This window comes from Crystallibacter permensis (assembly GCF_025960875.1).
Lineage (GTDB): Bacteria > Actinomycetota > Actinomycetes > Actinomycetales > Micrococcaceae > Crystallibacter > Crystallibacter permensis.
In genome coordinates, this window is record NZ_JAODLR010000001.1 from 254,191 (window position 1) to 271,375 (window position 17,185).

A 17,185-nucleotide genomic window follows, 5' to 3' on the forward strand; every position below is an offset into this window, starting at 1 on the left:
ACCGAAGGGCATCTGACATTCATGAGCGATCTGCACGAACTCTCGGCGTTGCAGCAGCGGGACGCCGTCCGCCGCGGGGAGGTCGGCTCACGGGAGCTCACCGAGCACTACCTAACCCGGATCGAGGCGCTGAACCCCCAGCTGGGCGCCTTCATCACCGTCACCGCGGAGCAGGCCCTTGCCGCCGCCCGCGACGCCGACGAGCGCCAGGCCCACGGCCAGGAGCTGCCCCGGCTGCACGGGCTGCCGTTGGCCTTCAAGGACCTGACCGATGTGGCCGGCGTGCCCACCACCCACGGCAGTTCCGCCGTTGACCATGTTCCCGCGCCGGCCAACCACACGCTGGTGGACGTACTGCAGGCCGCCGGCGCCATCAGCCTCGGCAAGACTCAGGTCCCCGAGTTCGGGCTGACCTCCTACAGCGAAAACAGGATCGCCCGGCCCGCGCGCAATCCGCTGGATCCGGCTACAAGCCCGGGCGGCTCCTCAGGCGGCAGCGCGGCGGCAGTGGCGGCGGGAATGCTGCCGTTCGCGCCGGGTTCCGACGGCGGCGGCTCCATCCGGATCCCTGCCGCGGCCACCGGACTGGTCGGGCTGAAACCGGGACGGGCCCGGGTGCCGGCCGGTTCCTCAGGCGAGGATGCCGGGCGGCTGGTGGTGGCAGGTCCGCTGGCCCGGACCGCCGCGGACGCCGGCCTGCTGATGGACGCGATGGTGGACGAACCGCTCGCTCGCGCGGCCTTCGGGACGGAGCCAGATTTCCTCGGTGCCGCGCTGCGAGCCGAAGGCAGGTTCCGGATCGGTGCCAGCACGCTCTCCCCCTTCGCCGCCAGCTACCCGCTCTGGCTCGAGCCCGAGGCCCAGGCCGCCTTCGACCAAGGCATCCGGCTGCTGAACGGCCTCGGCCACGACGTGCTGGACGCGGACTTCCGGTACGACAACCGCTATCCGGACGCCTTCACCACCGTGTGGACCTCGTCGCTGGCGCAGCTGCGGATGCCGGCCAGCCGCGAACCGCAGCTGATGCCGCTCACCCGGGCCTTCCGCCGTCGTGCTTTGAAAAAATCCCCGGCCGAGCTGGCAGCTGCGCTGGGGATTCTGGCGCGGTTCCAGGAAGACACCGTGGCGCAATTCGGGGTCTACGATCTGGTGCTCACGCCGGCGCTGGCCATGACGCCGCGTCCGGTCGGCTGGTACACCTCCACCAGCGCGGAGGTGGACTACATGCACCAGTGCCAGTACTCGCCCTACACCTCCATGATCAACGTGTGCGGGCTGCCGGCCATCGCGGTGCCCGTGCTGACCACCGCGCGCGGGCATTCGATGGGCATCCAGCTGGTGGGAAAACCCGGTTCGGAAGCGCTCCTGCTGGCGGTCGCCGCGCAGCTCGAAAACGAGCGCTGACCGGGGCGGATGCCCAGGCAGAACCCGGGCCGGATCCTGGGCTATGGCGATACCATCGGTTGCAGCAGGCAACCAAGAATATGACAATGCATAAAGCGCGGTGGCAAAATGGCGTAAATGAGCCAAACCTCACAATCGGCTACTCGGCCACAAGCTACCGGCGGTAAGACATTTTTCGGGCACCCCCGAATGCTCGCCAACCTTTTTTCCGTAGAACTGTGGGAGCGTTTCTCCTTCTACGGCATGCAGGGCATCCTCCTCTACTACATGTACTTCTCGGCCGCCGAGGGCGGCCTGGGCATCGACGAAGGCATTGCCACCGGACTGGTGGGCGCCTACGGCGGCGGTGTCTACCTCTCCAGCATCCTCGGCGCCTGGGTCTCGGACCGGCTCCTCGGTTCCGAAAAGGTCCTCTTCTACTCCGGCATCATGATTATGTTCGGCCACATCGCGCTGGCCCTGATCCCGGGCACCGTTGGTCTCGCCGTCGGCCTGATCCTGGTGGCCGTCGGTTCCGGCGGGCTGAAAGCCACCGCGACCTCGCTGGTCGGCTCCCTCTACGGGGAGAAGGACGAGCGCCGCGACGCCGGCTTCTCCATCTTCTACATGGGCGTGAACATCGGCGGGCTGCTGGGCCCGCTGCTGACCGGCCTTGCCCACGTCCAGCTCGGCTTCCACTACGGCTTCGGCCTGGCCGCCATCGGTATGGCCATCGGCCTGACGCAGTACGCGCTGACCCGCAAGAACCTGCCCGAGGAATCCCACTTCGTGGCCAACCCGCTGCCGCACACCCACTTCGGCAAGGTCGCCGGAATCGGCATCGCCGGCCTGGTAGTCATGGTGCTGGCCGTAGCACTGGGCCTCGTCACCGCCGAGAACCTCGCCCCAATCATGGCCTGGCTGGCGATTCTTGCCGCCGTAGCCTACTTCGCGGTGATTCTTTCCAGTAAAAAGGTCACGCCGCTGGAGCGCGGCCGCGTCTACGCCTTCATCCCGTTGTTCATCGGGTCCGCGGCGTTCTGGGCACTGTTCCAGCAGCAGTTCACCGTGGTGGCGCTGTACGCGGACAAGCAGCTGGACCGCAGCCTCTTCGGCTGGGAAATGCCTGCCACCTGGGTGCAGTCCATCAACCCGGTGTTCATCATCATTTTTGCCGGCATCTTCGCCACCGTCTGGACCAAGCTCGGCCCCAAGCAGCCCGGCTCCCCGCTGAAGTTCGCGATCGGCCTGGCCGTGATGGGACTGGCCTTCCTGGCCTTCATCCCGCTGGCCGGCGGCGGCACCAACAGCACCCCGCTGCTGGCGATGGTGGGCATCCTGTTCCTGTTCACCATGGCCGAGCTGTTCCTCTCCCCCACCGGCAGCTCCGTCTCCACCAAGCTGGCGCCGAAGGCGTTCCAGACCCAGATGGTGGCGCTGTTCCTGCTCTCCATCTCGCTGGGCACCACGCTGGCCGGCATCCTCGCCGGCTACTACGACCCGACGAACGAGGCCCCGTACTTCGGCTTCATCGGCGTCACCGCGATCATCCTGGGCGTTGCCCTGGCCATCGCGGCACCGTCCCTGAAGAAAATCATGGGCGGCGTGCGCTGACCCGGACCTGACCGGCCGGCCTCGCGCCGGCTTTGCACCTGCAACCAACCAACGACGGCGCCGCTCAAGGTGGGTTTACCAGCTCACCTTGGGCGGCGTCGTCGTTCGCTGAGATGGGCTTTCAGACAGCGAGAACCTCAGCCTACGGCCTATCTTATGGATGGGCGGTGGTTCAAGTTCACTGCTGCCAACACTTGCGGCGCATTGTCGAGGTACTGCGCGACGGCTTTCACCGAGTCGCGCGCCATGGCGCCGACGCCGATTAGGGTGGCCGACGCCGGTCCGCACCAGTCTCCGTAGCCGAGGAAGAACAGGCCCGGGTGATCCGTTGAGTGTGTTGCCAGGTGTTCGTCGGTTTCGGGGATGCCGTTCAGGGTGGTCAGGTCCAGCGGCTGGAGATGCTGGAGGTCTGGCCGGAATCCTGTGCACCAGATGATCACGTCCGCTGCCACCTCCTGTCCGTCGTCCCACTGGACGCCTGCGGATGTGAGCCGGGAGAACATCGGACGGGCGTTGAGCTGCCCGGCGTCGCGTGCTGCTCTGACCGCGGGAACGGCAACGATGTCCCCGAAGGACGCGACGCCGCCGGGGCTGGGTTCGCCGTTGGCGACGGCGCGTGCATGGTGGGTGGCGATCTGGAACAGCGCCCGGCCATCGATGTCGTCGGGAAGGTAGTGCGGCGGCTTGCGGGTGACCCAGGTGACGGCTGCGACGGGGACGAGGTCCGCTGCGATCTGCGCCCCGGAGTTGGCGCCGCCGACGACAATGACGCGGAGTCCGGCGTAGCTGTCCCGGTCACGGTAGTCGGCGGTGTGCAGCTGGCGTCCGGTGAACTGCTCGCTGCCGGGCAGCTGCGGGACATAGGGAGCGTTCCAGTTCCCGGTGGCGCTGATGACGGCCCGGCTGGTCCAACGCCCTTGGTCGGTGATCGTGGCGAACCCGCTGTCCGGCTCCTGCCGCACGGCGGTGACGGTGACGGGCCGATGGACCGGGAGGCCGTAGCGGGTTTCATAGGTGCGCAGGTACTCCACGACGTGGCGGGCAGACGGATTGCCCTCTCCGTGCCAAGCCGGCATCTGGTAGCCGGGCAGGGAGCTGTAGGCGGCCGGAGAAAACAGTTCCAGGCTGTCCCAGTAGTGCTGCCAGGCACTGCCCGGCTGAGCGTTGGCGTCGAGAATCGCGAAGGTCGGGGCCGTGCCAGTCCTTCCTGCGGCCGCGTCCCGCCGCAGCCGGTTCAGGTAGAACCCTGCGGCTAGCCCGGCCTGGCCACCACCCAGGACGAGGACATCGACATCACGGGATGCACCGGTTGGCTCTGTCTCCTGCACTGTTGTTCCCCTTGCGTCGGCGGGTTTCGCTGCGGTGAAAGCTGGCCGGTTCAGTCGCTGGCTGCGGTGCCGGTGAGCTCTACGTGGAGCGCCTGTACCCGCTGGCGGATATCGTCGCGGACCAGACGCATCCGCTCAATGCCCTCGATGCCGCGTTCGGAGGGCTCGTCGATGTCCCAGTTCTCGTACCGGGTGCCCGCGGGCGCCGTGACCTTCGCTTCACTGCCGAGGGTAACGACGACATCGGCGGCCCGCAGCGCTTCTTCGGTGACCGCTTTCGGCTTTTCGGCGCTGATGTCGATGCCGAGCTCGGCCAGGGATTCGGCCGAAAGCGCGTTGATGGCGTTGCCGGGTTTGGTTCCGGCCGAGTGGACATCCACGGTTCCCTGGGCCAGATCGCGCATCAGGCCCGCGGCCATCTGGGACTTGCCGCCGTTTTTCACGCAGATGAACAGGACCTTGGGTGTGGCGGGCATTTAGTTCTCCTGCTCTACGGAGCGGCCGTGGGCCAGTCCGGTGGGAATGCCGAGGAACGCCGGTTCCGGGGCTGCGCAGCAGGAGCCCTCGTCCGTGCCGGTGGCGGTGGTGGCCGGTGTGTCGCAGCTTCCGCCGAGATCGGTGGAGCACACTCCTGTTTCGGGCAGGACGAGTTCGACATTGTCGGCCGCGGTCCGGTCGCCGGCGAGGGCTGCTGCAATGGAGCGGACCTGTTCGTAGCCGGTGGCCATCAGGAAGGTCGGGGCCCGTCCGTAGGACTTCATGCCGGTGATGTAGAAATCCTGCTCCGGGTGGGACAGCAGCTTCGCCCCGTGGGGCTCAACGGTGCCGCAGCTGTGGAATTCCGGATCGATGAGCGGGCCGAGTTCGCGGGGCGCTTCCACGGCTGGGTCGAGGTCGAGCCGGAGTTCGCGCAGCATGTCCAGATCCGGGCGGAAGCCGGTGGACGGGATGAGCAGGTCCACGTCCAGCTGCGCCTCGCCGTCCGGAGTGGCGCCGAGGACGGCCAGCGTGTCGGCGCTCTTGAAACCGGTGATCGTGAACGAGGTGTGCAGTTCGATGGAGCCTGCTTCGACCAGGGCGCGGAGCCGGGTGCCCAGGTCGCCGCGGGCGGGCAGCCCGTCGAGGTCCCCTCCCCCGTAGATGCTGCTGGCGGAGGAGCCGCGGATGGCCCAGCTGATCCGGGTGCCCGGTTCCTGTGCGTCCAGGTCGCCCAGTGCCAGCAGGGTGTTGGCGGCCGAGTGCCCGGCACCGACGACCAGGACGTGCTTGCCGGCGAAGCGGGCGCGGTCGCGGCCGGTGACGTCGGGCAGCGGGGCTGTGATGAATCCGGCCGCCGTGGCCTCTGCTTCTCCGGGTGCCGGGAGTCCGGCCTGCCCGAGGGGGTTCGGCGTGTTCCAAGTGCCGGATGCGTCGATGACGGCCCGCACGTGGTGGTCGGTGATAGCCCCGGTGCCGTCCAGGACGCGGACCAGGAACGGGGTCTCCTCCCGGCGGTGGGAACGGGTCTTGTCCATGCCGGCCCGGGTGACAGCGATGACCCGGTGGGAGGTCCGCAGGGCGTTGGCGATGGCAGGGGCTGCGGCGAGCGGCAACAGGTACTGCTCAAGGAGTTCGGTGCCGGTGGGCAGTGCTTCCGGGTCCGGTTCCTGCCAGCCGGTGCCGTCGAGCAGCCGGCGGGCGGCGGCGTCGGTGTTGTAGCGCCACGGCGAGAAGAGCCGGATGTGCCCCCAGGCCTTGACGGCGGCAGCTGGTGTGTCGCCTGCTTCGAAGATGACCGGGGTCAGGCCGCGTTCGAGCAGGTGTGCGGCGGCGGCGAGTCCGCCGGGACCGGCGCCGATAACCGCAACAGGAAGTTCAAGGTTGTCAGGCATGGGTGCTCTCCTCTACGAGTGCGGTGGCGATGCTGTCGGAGTCTTCCAGTGCTGCAAGGTAACGTTCGGCGTCGAGGGCGGCGGAGCAGCCGGTACCCGCGGCGGTGATGGCCTGGCGGTAGCGGTGGTCCACGGCGTCGCCACAAGCGAAAACGCCCCGCTGGCTGGTCACGGTGGTGGGGGAGTCCACCTTGATGTAGCCCTCCGCATCCAGATCGATCTGGCCCTTGACCAGTTCGGTCCGCGGCAGGTGCCCGATGGCCACAAAGATCCCGGTGGCGGACAGTTCGCGCGTAGCCCCGGTGATGGTGTCCGTCAGCGTCACGCCGGAGACCTTGCCGTCGCCGTGGATGGCGGAAACGGTGCTGTTCCACTCGAAGCGGATCTTCTCGTTGTCCCGCGCCCGCTGGGCCATGATCTTTGACGCCCGCAGCGCATCCCGGCGAACGACGACGGTGACGGACTTTCCGAACCGCGTCAGGAAAAGCGCTTCCTCCATGGCCGAATCCCCGCCGCCGACCACGATGATGTCCTGGTCGCGGAAGAAGAAGCCGTCGCACGTGGCGCACCAGGACAGCCCGTGGCCGGAGAACTTCTTTTCCTCGGGCAGGCCGAGCTCCTTGTAGGCGGAGCCGGTGGCCAGGATGACTGCGGTCGCCTGATAGGTGTTGCCGCCCATGGTGACGACCTCTTTGACGTGGCCTTCGAGGGAGACGGAGGAAACGTCGTCGTACTCAATGGTCGCGCCGAACTTCTCCGCCTGCTGCCGCAGCTGTTCCATCAGCTCCGGGCCCTGGATACCTGCCGGGAAACCGGGAAAGTTTTCCACCTCCGTGGTGTTCATCAGGGCGCCGCCGGCGGTGACCGCGCCGGCGATGACCCGGGGCTGCAGGCCGGCACGGGCGGCGTAGACGGCGGCGGTGTATCCGGCGGGACCGGATCCGATGATGATGATCTTGTCACTGCTCATAGTCGTTCGTCCTTTGTGCCGGCGGCGCGTGGCGGTGTGGATCGCGGTTAGTTGGCGTCCGGGTGGGCGGCAGGCAGCAGCTCGGAGATGAGCTTTTCGATGCGGCCCTTGATGTCGTCGCGGATGGGGCGGACGGAGTCCACGCCCTTGCCGGCCGGATCCTCCAGCACCCAGTCTTCGTAGCGCTTGCCCGGGAAGTAGGGGCACTCGTCGCCGCAACCCATTGTGACAACGACGTCGGAATCCTTGACCGCCTCGGCAGTCAGGACCTTGGGCAGTTCCGCGGAGATGTCGATGCCCTCTTCGCGCATCGCATCGACGGCTGCAGGGTTGACCTGGTCTGCGGGCTGGGATCCGGCGGAACGAACCTCGATAGCGCCCTTGGCCAGATGGGTCAGGTAGGCCGCGGCCATCTGGGAACGTCCCGCGTTGTGGACGCAGACGAAGAGGACGGACGGCTTTTTGGCGGTGGATTCGGCACTGGTGGTCATTACTTCGTCTTTCCTTCGATCGGTGCGGAGAGTGCGGGGGTGGCTGCCGGCCAGTATTTCTTCTGAGCCCAGAGCGCTACGTAGACCAGGGCAACCAGGACCGGGACCTCGATCAGCGGACCGACGACGCCGGCGAGGGCCTGCCCGGAGGTGACGCCGTAGGTGCCGATCGCCACCGCAATGGCCAGTTCGAAGTTGTTCCCGGCTGCGGTGAACGCCAGCGTGGTGGTCCGTGCGTAGCCCATGTTCAGGAGTTTGCCGATCACCATGCCGGCCCCGAAGACCACGGAGAAGTAGACCAGCAGCGGCAGCGCGATCCGGGCGACGTCCAGCGGATTCGACGTAATCTCGTCGCCCTGCAGGGCGAACAGCAGCACGATCGTGAATAGCAGGCCGTAGAGAGCCCAGGGGCCGAGCTTGGGCAGGAACTTGTTCTCGTACCAGTCGCGGCCCTTGGCCTTTTCCCCGATGGTGCGGGTCAGGAAGCCGGCCAGCAGCGGGATGCCCAGGAAGATCAGGACACTTATGGTGATGGCCCAGAAGGAGAATTCGGCACTGGTGGTGGGCAGTCCCAGCCAGGAGGGCAGCAGCTGCAGGTAGAACCAGCCCAGCGCGCCGAAGGCGATGACCTGGAAGACGGAGTTAATCGCCACCAGCACCGCCGCGGCCTCGCGGTCACCGCAGGCCAGATCATTCCAGATCATGACCATGGCGATGCAGCGGGCGAGCCCCACGATGATCAGGCCGGTGCGGTATTCGGGTAGGTCAGGCAGGAAGATCCAGGCCAGCGCGAACATAAAGGCCGGGGCCGCGAGCCAGTTGATCACCAGCGAGCTGATCATGAGCTTCTTGTCGGCCATCACGCGGTGGGTTTCGTCGTAGCGGACCTTGGCCAGCACCGGATACATCATCACCAGCAGCCCGATAGCGATGGGGAGCGAAACATCCGCAACCTGGACCGCGTCCAGCGCGCCGGCCAGGCCCGGGATGAAGCGGCCCAGCAGCAAGCCTGCCGCCATGGCGGCGATGATCCAAACGGGCAGGAAGCGGTCAAGAGTGGAAAGACGGGCGGTAACCTGCCCGGCTTCGGGTGTTGCGACGGGGGTGCTCACGTAGCTCCTCGGCATGGGGATCTGTTCGGTGCGAGGCCAAGCGTTTGGCACCGCAAACATTGACAGGAATCGATGTGTATCGACACCGAGTATGGAGGTAGATATCGACGAGTGTCAATCTCTGTGCATAATGGATGACATGACTTCCGTTACTGAGTTTGAGTCACCCCGTATCCAAGAGGATCAGGCATCATGCTGCACCCCGGCCGGAGCACCGGTCATGAGTGCCGAGCGCGCCGCCGCACTGGCGGCACAGTTCAAGGCCGTGGCGGATCCGAACCGGCTGCGTTTGATCTCGATCATCTCGGCCAGCGAAGGGGCGGAAGCCTGCGTCTGCGACCTGATCGAGCCGCTGGACCTTGGCCAGCCCACGGTGTCCCACCACCTGAAGGTCCTGGTCGATGCGGGCATCCTCCGCCGGGAGAAGCGCGGCGTCTGGGCCTACTTCTCACTGGTGCCGGGAGCGTTGGACAATCTGGCCGGAGTGCTGGCCGAACCCAAGTAGCAACGCCGGTAGCAGGAAGTAGCAGTTAGGGGCGGACCGCCAGGGAGGCCTGTGCGGGACGCGTCAGAAACCGCTGTTGGCCGCGCCGATGAATCCGAAGAACAGCAGAATGGCCCAGAGTCCGGCCACGAGATAGCCCATCACGAGGCCGCCGATGGCCAGTCCCCGTCCGGCCGGCTCTTTGGACAGGCCGATGTGGCCCAGCACGATGGCGGCAATCTGGGGCAGGAAAAGGAAGCCAAAGGTCACCACGCCTACGATCCCGCAGATCAGTGCGCCGATGCTCAAGCCCTTGGGCTGAGGCTGCGGCTGGTAGTACATCTGCTGGTTGTAACCGGGGCCGCCGTACGGGTTGTACTGCGGTGCAGGCTGGGAACCCGGGCCGGGCTGGAAGGCGTAGGGATTCGGGGCGACCTCGGGCGACGACGGCGGGACCGGACTGCCGCCCCCGGCACCCGGCTCCGTGTACCAGCTCGGATGCTTGGGATCGTTGAACGGTGGCTGTTGCCCGTGGTCCGTACCTGACATGGTCCTGCTCCCCTTGATCCGCCTAGCTCAGTACAGCCTACCCGCGGGCCGCCTGCCGCTACTAGTTTAGAACTTTGTTGTGGACAACGCGGAGGTGAGCCGCCGCCGTCGTAATCTGATGAATTTCCGGTAACCCAAGTCACTAGGCTGGCCCGATGTTTGGCATGCTGGTGCAATGGCAAACCGTGCGGGCACCGTGGCCCAACCCAGCGACCTTGTTGACCTCACCGCGCTCCTCGACGCGTACTTCGATATCAAGCCGGATCCGCGCGATCCGGTCCAGCGCGTCGCGTTCGGCACCTCAGGGCACCGCGGCACCAGCCTCAAGGGCTCCTTCAACGAGGAGCACATCGCCGCCATCACGCAGGCCATTGTGGAATACCGCGCCGGCCAAGGGATCAGCGGACCGCTGTTTGTTGGCAAGGACACGCACGCATTGTCCGATCCGGCGCAGAACACCGCCCTCGAAGTCCTCGCCGGCAACGGCGTGACCGTCTGGGTGGACGCGCGGACCGGGTGGACGCCGACGCCGGCCGTCAGCCATGCCATCCTCAAGCACAACGCGGCGCATCCGGACGCGCAGGGTGACGGCATTGTCATCACCCCGTCCCACAACCCGCCGCAGGACGGCGGCTTCAAGTACAACCCACCGCACGGCGGACCCGCCGATTCGGATGCCACCGGCTGGATCGCGAACAGGGCCAACGAGCTGCTCGAATCCGGCCTGCGCGGCGTGAAGCGGATCCCCATCGGCCAGGCCCAGCTTTCCGGCGCCGTGGGCAGCTACGACTTCATGAGCAACTACGTGGAAGACCTGCCGCAGGTGCTGGACCTGGATGCCATCCGCGAGGCGGGCGTGCGGATCGGGGCGGACCCGATGGGCGGCGCGTCCGTGGACTACTGGGGCGCGATCGCGGACCGGCACAACCTGGACCTCACCGTGGTCAACCCGACCGTGGATCCGCAGTGGGCGTTCATGACCCTCGACTGGGACGAAAAAATCCGGATGGATTGCTCCTCGCCGTTCGCCATGGCCTCGCTGATCGCCAAGGTGCGCGACGGCGGTGCCTCCTTTGATATTGCCACCGGCAACGACGCCGATGCGGACCGGCACGGAATTGTCACCCCGGACGCGGGACTGATGAACCCCAACCATTACCTGGCCGTGGCCATCCAGTACCTCTACACACACCGCCCGCAGTGGCCGGCGGAAGCCTCCGTGGGCAAGACGCTGGTCTCCTCCTCGATCATCGACCGCGTGGCGGCGGACCTGGGGCGCAAGCTAGTAGAGGTTCCGGTCGGCTTCAAGTGGTTTGTCCCGGGCCTACTCTCGGGCGAAGGCGTCTTCGGCGGCGAAGAGTCCGCGGGCGCGTCCTTTGTCCGGTTCAACGGCCAACCCTGGTCAACGGACAAGGACGGCATCCTGCTGGCGCTGCTGGCCTCGGAGATCAAGGCCGTCACGGGCAAGTCGCCGTCCGAAATCTATGGTGAGCTGACGGCGAAGTTCGGGTCGCCGTCGTACGCCCGCATCGATGCCGCCGCGAGCCGGGAGCAGAAGGCGGCACTGGGCAAACTCTCCGCCACCGACGTCACGGCGACGGAGCTGGCGGGCGAGACGATCACCGCCAAGCTGACCGAGGCGCCCGGCAACGGGGCGCCGATCGGCGGGCTGAAGGTCACCACCGAGAACGCCTGGTTTGCCGCGCGCCCCTCCGGAACCGAAGACGTCTACAAGATCTACGCGGAGTCTTATCTGGGCGCAGACCACCTGAAGCAGGTCCAGGCCGAAGCCAAGGCCATCGTCGACGGCGTCATCTCGTAGCCCGGGGCCGGAGCCGGCGCTCGGGTTTAGACCGTGGCGGTGGCGAACCCGTAGTCCAGGCGGGGCAGGCGCGGGAACCATGCGTCCTCGCCCGGCTTGCCGATGTTGATCACCATGAAGGTTTTGCGGTTCAGGCCCTCGTGGAATTCGGCGTCGATACCGGCGGCGTCGAACCCGCCCATCGGACCGGCGGCCAGGCCGATGGCGCGGACGGCCATGATGAAGTAGGCGGCCTGCATGTGGCCGTTGTTGTTGCCCATCACGGCGCGGAGTTCTTCGTTGCCGTCGAACATTGCCTTGCGTTCGGCCGCGTGCGGGAAGAACGTGGGGAACTGCTCGTGCCATTCGGTGTCGAAGCTCAGCACCGCCACCAGCGGAGCCTCGGCGGTCTTGGCTTGGTTGCCCTCCGCCATGTGCTTGACCAGCCGCTCGCGCGCTTCGGCGGAGCGGACCCAGGTGATGCGCAGCGGCTGGATGTTCATCGCCGTCGGGCCCATTTTGGCCAGCTCGTAGATGGCCCGCGACTGCGCGTCGGTGACCGGCTCGTCGGTAAAGGTGTTCGCCGAGCGTCCCTCAAGGAACAGTGTGTCGGTGGCCGCGGCGTCGAGGACCATTTCGTCCTGAAGGTTGATTTCGGCAGTGCTCTGGGCGCTCATGGGGGACCTTTCGTAGGAATTTTCGTAGGAATACAGCGTTCGAAGGTGCTAACGTCTTTTCGTCGCTGAACCGTCCGGCATCCGGCATGATCTGTGTCACGATTTCCGCCGCACTGCTGCCAGGTGTCAGCAAAGCCCGTTTGAGCAGCTGCGCCGTGGAAGCCCGGTATCTCAGCTGGCGGTAAAGTTTGCTCAGAAAATCCCTTACCTGCAGGAGACTCGCCATGGGTACGCTCGGTTCCACCAAACTCGGCCTCGGCTGGACGACGCACGGCGATGGCAAGCACATCGGCCCGGGGTCCGTAGTTTCTCCGCAGGAACGCTTGAGCTGGCCGCGGACCATCGGCATCGGTGCCCAGCATGTAGTGGCGATGTTCGGCGCGACGTTCCTGGTTCCGCTGCTGACCGGTTTTCCGCCGTCGACCACCCTGTTGTTCTCCGGGGTGGGCACCATCCTGTTCCTGCTCATCACGGCCGGCCGCGTTCCGAGCTACCTCGGCTCAAGCTTCGCCTTTATCGCGCCGATCTCCGCCGCCATGAACCAGCACGGGATGGGCGGGGCGCTGGGCGGCCTCGTCATGGCCGGCGCCGTGCTGTTCGTCATCGGCCTGATCGTGCACAAGGCCGGCACGCACTGGATCCACGTGGTCATGCCGCCCGTGGTCACCGGTTCCATCGTGGCGCTCATTGGCCTCAACCTTGCGCCCACCGCGAAGCTGAACTTTGAGCAGGGCGTCATCACCGGGCTGGTCACCGTCGTCGCCATCCTGCTGACCACCGTCCTCTTCCGCGGCCTGTTGGGACGGCTGTCCATCCTGATCGGCGTCCTGGCGGGCTATGTCACGGCGATCTTCCGCGGCGAGGTGGACTTCTCCTCGATTAACGATGCCGCTTGGTTCGGCCTGCCGGACTTCCATGCACCCGAGTTCCACCTTTCCGTCGTCGGCCTCTTCATCCCCGTCGTGCTGGTGCTGGTTGCCGAGAACATCGGCCACGTGAAGTCCGTAGCCGCGATGACCGGAGATGATCTGGACCCCTACACCGGACGTGCCCTGATGGCCGACGGTTTGGCCACTGTCCTGGCTGGTTCCGGCGGCGGGTCCGGAACCACCACCTATGCGGAAAACATCGGCGTCATGGCGGCCTCGAAGGTCTACTCCACTGCTGCCTATTGGGTGGCCGGAATCATCGCCGTGTTGCTGAGCCTGCTCCCCAAGTTCGGCGCGGCCATCGCAACCGTGCCGCCGGGAGTGCTGGGCGGGGCCGGCGTCGTGCTCTACGGCATGATCGGCATTCTGGGTGTGCGCATCTGGGTGCAGAACCGCGTGAACTTCGCCAACCCCATCAACCTCTCCGTCGCCGGGGTCTCGCTGGTGGTCGGCATCGCCAATTTCACGTGGAGCGTCGGCGCACTGACCTTCGAGGGCATCGCCCTGGGCACGGGCGCCGCGTTGCTGATCTTCCACGGCATGAGCGCGATCGCCCGGTGGCGCGGCACGGAACCGCTGGATTCGGCCGAAGATTCCGGGGTAAAACCGTCCAAGCTCGGCTGACCGTACGGCCGGAGCCCTAGACCGATTCGGGCTTGGCGACTAGCGTTGCAGACAGCGCGCCTCAGGGTCCGGCCCTGGGGCCATCTTCAAGGAGGAAGCATGGCCAATCACGTCTACAACGTCACCGAAATTGTCGGCACGTCCCCGGACAGTATGGAAAAGGCAGTCGCCAATGCCGTCGCCGAGGCGTCAAAAACGCTGCGCAATCTGGACTGGTTCGAAGTCAAGGAAACACGCGGCCATCTGAAGGACGGCGCCATTGCAGACTGGCAGGTCACCATCAAATTGGGCTTCCGGCACGAAGGCTGAGACCACGTCCGCCGCCAGCCCAGGGCTTTCCTTAGGCCTTAGCCCGGGGCCGGCGGCAGGGTCCGGCTGAACCAGTCGGCGGCCTGGCGGGCAACTTCCTCCAGCGTCCCGGGTTCGGAGAAGAGGTGCGTCGCTCCCGGGATGATGGACAGCTTATGCTCCGCCGGCAGCCGCGCGGCTGCCTGTTCATTGAAGGCGATGACCTGCCGGTCGAGCGATCCGACCAGCAGCAGCGTCGGGGCGCGCACTCCCGGCAGCGCTTCAGGGGCCAGATCCGGCCGTCCGCCCCGGGACACCACCGAAAGCACGACGCCGGGGCGCGCCGCCGCCGTGCCAAGCGCCGCTGCAGCGCCTGTGCTGGCGCCGAACAATCCCACGGACAGGCCTGCCAGTTGGGGACGGGCTACTACCTCGTCCACGACCGCGGTCAGCCGGTCCGTCAGGAACCCGATGTCGAAGCGCAGGGACGCGTCGACGGCATCACGCCGCTCCTCCTGTGAGGTCAGCAGGTCGAAGAGGAGCGTGCCCAGTCCCGCCTGCTGCAGTTCCCTGGCCACCAGGACATTGCGCGGGCTGCGGCGGCTGCTACCGCTGCCGTGGGCGAAAACCACCATCCCCCTGGCACCGGCGGGCAGGTGCAGATCCGCATCCAGCCCCGGTCCCCCGGGCAGCACGGTGATCTCTTGGTCCATGTCTCCAGCATGCCAAAGCGGCGGACACAACGCACTGGCCGGCCCGTGCGGCGGACACGACGCACTGGCCGGCCCGCAAATTTTTGGCCCTCAGCACCGGCGGGGAACGCGAAAGCCATTGTGCCCTTCCGGCGGCGGTGGTTGGCTGGAATCATGACCCAGATACCAGAAGAGAACCTCCCCGAGGACGAGCACCTTCGTCAGGACATCAACGCCGCGGAGCCCGAACGGGAATCCGCTGCCGAGTTCGACGGCGACACCTTCACCTCCGGACTGACCAACGCCGGCCAGCGGGTTCCGGGGCTGAGTCCGGACGGCGAGTACGAGGCACGGCAGGACCCGGAGCGTGAGGACGATCCGGGCCAGGACGGTTTCCTCCCGCCGGAACCCGTCCCCGAGGACTAACGGCCTGCCGTTTACGCTCCCTCGAGGGCCTGCTGTGTTCCCCAGGTAACGTATTTGGCCGCCTGGGCGAACGCTTCTTCCGGCGTGCGGGCAAGGTCCAGCAGGCTGACCGCTGCCTCCACACCGTGCGCGGCCAGCTGCTCCGGCGTCAAGGTGATCTTCCCGGCAACAACGACGGCGGGAATTCCCCTCTCGTGCGCACGGTCGGCGATACCCATGGGCGCCTTGCCGTATTCCGACTGCTCGTCCATGGACCCCTCGCCGGTGATCACCAGGTCCGCGCCGTCCAGGGCAGCATCGAGGCCGGTCAGTTCGGCCACTAGATCGAAGCCGCGCTCCAGCCGTGCCGTGGTCAGGCCGAGGAAGCCTGCCGGAAAGCCGCCCGCGGCACCGGCTCCAGGGACGTTGATCTCGGCCCCGGTCTCGGTCCGCAGCAGTTCCGCCCACCGTTGCAGTCCTTCATCCAGGAGCTGCCGGCCGGTGGCGTCCGCACCCTTCTGCTGGCCGAAGACATGCGCGGCGCCTTCGGGACCATGCAACGGGTTGTCCACGTCCGCGGCAATCCGGACCGCAACCGAGGCCAGCCGCGCGTCCAGGCCGGAGGCATCGATCCGGTGTGCCGTGGCCAGGCCGGCGCCGCCGAGCGGAACCTGCGCCCCGCCGTCGTCGTAAATCTTCAGACCCAGCGCGCACAAGGCACCTGAGCCGCCGTCGGTCATTGCGGAACCGCCGATCCCGAGCACAATTTCCTCCGCGCCCGCGTCGAGGGCCGCGGCGATCAGCTGCCCGCTGCCGTAGGAGTGCGCAGCCAGCGCGGTCTGGACGGAGGGCTCGGTGAGCAGCAGCCCGGAGGCCCGGGCGGTCTCGATCACCGCGGTTTTGATGCCGCCGCGGTCCAGCATGGCCCAGGAGGCGGTGACCTCGCGGTCCAGCGGCCCGCGGACCCGGCCGGTGTGCTCCTGGGCGCCGGCAGCCAGTGCGGCTTCCAGCGTTCCCTCGCCGCCGTCCGCCACCGGCAGGGTCCGCACCTCGGCGTCCGGGTAGACACGCAGCACGCCCTCCGCCATGGCCTGGGCTGCCTCCGCAGCGGACAGCGTGCCCTTGAACTTGTCCGGTGCCACCAAAACCTTCATGCCTGCTCCCTCTGCGGCCAGAAACCGCGTTCGTCCATCACCTGTGCCAGTACCTCGGCCCGGTCCGTCATGATTCCGTCCACGCCCAGATCCAGCAGCCGGTTCATCTCATCACGCTCATTGATGGTCCACACATGCACGTGCAACCCGGCCGCATGGCAGCGCCGTACGAAGGCCGGGGTGACCACGCGGAACCGCCCGTAGGCCACCGGCACCTGCACCGCGTGCATGCGCGCCGCGCGGCCCACCGCCCTGGTCAGCCCCACGCGGCCCAAACCCACCAGTGCGCTCAGCGCTACGACGCCGCCGGAACTGGCCGCGGGCAAGGTCAGGCCGCGGAAGACCCCGAGCCGCCGCCGGTCCGAGAAGGACGTGACGAGGATGCGGTCGTGGGCCTTGAACTGCTCGATCAGCCGGGCCAGCAGCGGGCCGCCGGCCCGCTCCTTCACGTCCACGTTGATCTTCAGGTCCGGCCACTCGCGCAGGAGTTCCTCCATGGTGGGGATCGGCTCGACGCCGCCGATCCGGACCTGCCGCAGCTGGGCCAGGGTGTGCTCCGCGATCGGCCCCGAGCCGTCCGTGACCCGGTCCAGGGTTTCGTCGTGGAAAACCATCAGTTCGCCGTCGGCGGTGGTACGCACGTCGGTTTCCACATACCCGTAGCCCAGTTCGACGGCGGCGCGGAAGGCAGCCATCGAATTCTCATGTCCGGCGGGCGAGAAGCCGCGGTGTGCGAAGGCTACCGGCCAGGGTTCGGCGCCGGCTGCAGCCCCGAACGGGTTATGCAGATACGGGGAATCCCTACTCACCTTC

At 67.0% G+C, this 17,185-nt stretch carries 18 protein-coding genes; 7 read left to right on the forward strand and 11 right to left on the reverse strand.

Features of this window, described 5'->3' with window-relative positions; genetic code table 11:
* The first annotated feature begins 21 nt into the window (after nt 1–21).
* Together B0G38_RS01230 and B0G38_RS01235 are read left to right on the forward strand one after the other, a co-directional pair.
* Nucleotides 22–1,404, forward strand: coding sequence for an amidase (locus tag B0G38_RS01230; RefSeq protein WP_264667744.1), 1,383 nt, complete (start codon nt 22–24; stop codon nt 1,402–1,404).
* Nucleotides 1,405–1,521: 117 nt separating this feature from the next.
* Entirely contained in the window at nt 1,522–2,997 is a 1,476-nt protein-coding gene (locus B0G38_RS01235) for a peptide MFS transporter (protein ID WP_264667745.1), read from the forward strand.
* Between the two features lie 149 nt (nt 2,998–3,146).
* Here B0G38_RS01235 and B0G38_RS01240 read toward each other — a convergent pair whose 3' ends face one another.
* From B0G38_RS01240 to arsB, 6 genes are read right to left on the reverse strand one after another with little or no spacing between them, the layout of a single operon-like run.
* Nucleotides 3,147–4,325, reverse strand: coding sequence for an ArsO family NAD(P)H-dependent flavin-containing monooxygenase (locus tag B0G38_RS01240; protein ID WP_264667746.1), 1,179 nt, complete (start codon nt 4,323–4,325; stop codon nt 3,147–3,149).
* A 50-nt stretch (nt 4,326–4,375) separates the two neighbouring features.
* A complete protein-coding gene (locus B0G38_RS01245) occupies nt 4,376–4,801 on the reverse strand; it encodes an arsenate-mycothiol transferase ArsC (RefSeq protein ID WP_264667747.1) in 426 nt (141 codons plus the stop codon).
* Nucleotides 4,802–6,196: an FAD-dependent oxidoreductase gene (locus tag B0G38_RS01250; protein WP_264667748.1), complete on the reverse strand. Its 1,395-nt coding sequence runs from the start codon at nt 6,194–6,196 to the stop codon at nt 4,802–4,804. It lies immediately after the preceding gene.
* Nucleotides 6,189–7,166 (reverse strand): thioredoxin-disulfide reductase, encoded by a 978-nt coding sequence (gene trxB / locus B0G38_RS01255; RefSeq protein ID WP_264667749.1) that lies wholly within the window; start codon nt 7,164–7,166, stop codon nt 6,189–6,191. The genes B0G38_RS01250 and trxB overlap by 8 nt, the downstream gene beginning before the upstream one ends.
* A 47-nt stretch (nt 7,167–7,213) precedes the next feature.
* Nucleotides 7,214–7,657 carry an arsenate reductase ArsC gene (locus B0G38_RS01260; RefSeq protein ID WP_264667750.1) on the reverse strand — a complete coding sequence of 148 codons (444 nt, stop codon included), beginning with the start codon at nt 7,655–7,657 and terminating at the stop codon, nt 7,214–7,216.
* Entirely contained in the window at nt 7,657–8,784 is a 1,128-nt protein-coding gene (arsB, locus tag B0G38_RS01265; protein WP_413542009.1) for an ACR3 family arsenite efflux transporter, read from the reverse strand. The genes B0G38_RS01260 and arsB overlap by 1 nt, the downstream gene beginning before the upstream one ends.
* Before the next feature lie 124 nt (nt 8,785–8,908).
* Between arsB and B0G38_RS01270 the strand changes: the two genes are divergently transcribed.
* Nucleotides 8,909–9,274: an ArsR/SmtB family transcription factor gene (locus B0G38_RS01270; protein WP_264667752.1), complete on the forward strand. Its 366-nt coding sequence runs from the start codon at nt 8,909–8,911 to the stop codon at nt 9,272–9,274.
* A 63-nt stretch (nt 9,275–9,337) separates the two neighbouring features.
* On the opposite strand, the gene B0G38_RS01275 is transcribed toward B0G38_RS01270, so the two are convergent.
* A complete protein-coding gene (locus B0G38_RS01275; RefSeq protein WP_264667753.1) occupies nt 9,338–9,802 on the reverse strand; it encodes a DUF4190 domain-containing protein in 465 nt (154 codons plus the stop codon).
* A gap of 175 nt (nt 9,803–9,977) precedes the next feature.
* Between B0G38_RS01275 and pgm the strand changes: the two genes are divergently transcribed.
* Entirely contained in the window at nt 9,978–11,624 is a 1,647-nt protein-coding gene (gene pgm / locus B0G38_RS01280; protein WP_264667754.1) for a phosphoglucomutase (alpha-D-glucose-1,6-bisphosphate-dependent), read from the forward strand.
* A 26-nt stretch (nt 11,625–11,650) separates the two neighbouring features.
* On the opposite strand, the gene B0G38_RS01285 is transcribed toward pgm, so the two are convergent.
* A complete protein-coding gene (locus B0G38_RS01285; protein WP_264667755.1) occupies nt 11,651–12,280 on the reverse strand; it encodes a malonic semialdehyde reductase in 630 nt (209 codons plus the stop codon).
* 224 nt (nt 12,281–12,504) lie between these two features.
* Between B0G38_RS01285 and B0G38_RS01290 the strand changes: the two genes are divergently transcribed.
* Both B0G38_RS01290 and B0G38_RS01295 read left to right on the forward strand, forming a co-directional pair.
* On the forward strand, nt 12,505–13,833 hold the full coding sequence (locus tag B0G38_RS01290) for a uracil-xanthine permease family protein (protein ID WP_264667756.1): 1,329 nt from the start codon (nt 12,505–12,507) through the stop codon (nt 13,831–13,833).
* A 99-nt stretch (nt 13,834–13,932) separates the two neighbouring features.
* The gene (locus B0G38_RS01295) at nt 13,933–14,142 is read left to right on the forward strand and encodes a dodecin (protein WP_074700241.1); all 210 of its coding nucleotides are present in this window, start codon (nt 13,933–13,935) and stop codon (nt 14,140–14,142) included.
* Nucleotides 14,143–14,180: 38 nt separating this feature from the next.
* Here the strand turns inward: B0G38_RS01295 and B0G38_RS01300 are convergent, their stop codons facing one another.
* A complete protein-coding gene (locus B0G38_RS01300; RefSeq protein ID WP_264667757.1) occupies nt 14,181–14,834 on the reverse strand; it encodes a dienelactone hydrolase family protein in 654 nt (217 codons plus the stop codon).
* A 153-nt stretch (nt 14,835–14,987) separates the two neighbouring features.
* On the opposite strand from B0G38_RS01300, the gene B0G38_RS01305 reads away from it, so the two are divergent.
* Nucleotides 14,988–15,239: a hypothetical protein gene (locus B0G38_RS01305; RefSeq protein ID WP_074700244.1), complete on the forward strand. Its 252-nt coding sequence runs from the start codon at nt 14,988–14,990 to the stop codon at nt 15,237–15,239.
* Between the two features lie 11 nt (nt 15,240–15,250).
* On the opposite strand, the gene B0G38_RS01310 is transcribed toward B0G38_RS01305, so the two are convergent.
* Complete coding sequence (locus tag B0G38_RS01310) at nt 15,251–16,372, reverse strand: glycerate kinase (protein ID WP_264667758.1); 1,122 nt, start codon at nt 16,370–16,372, stop codon at nt 15,251–15,253.
* Nucleotides 16,369–17,181 (reverse strand): glycerophosphodiester phosphodiesterase, encoded by an 813-nt coding sequence (locus B0G38_RS01315; protein ID WP_264667759.1) that lies wholly within the window; start codon nt 17,179–17,181, stop codon nt 16,369–16,371. Before B0G38_RS01315 ends, B0G38_RS01310 begins: the two co-directional genes overlap by 4 nt.
* Nucleotides 17,182–17,185: the final 4 nt, after the last annotated feature.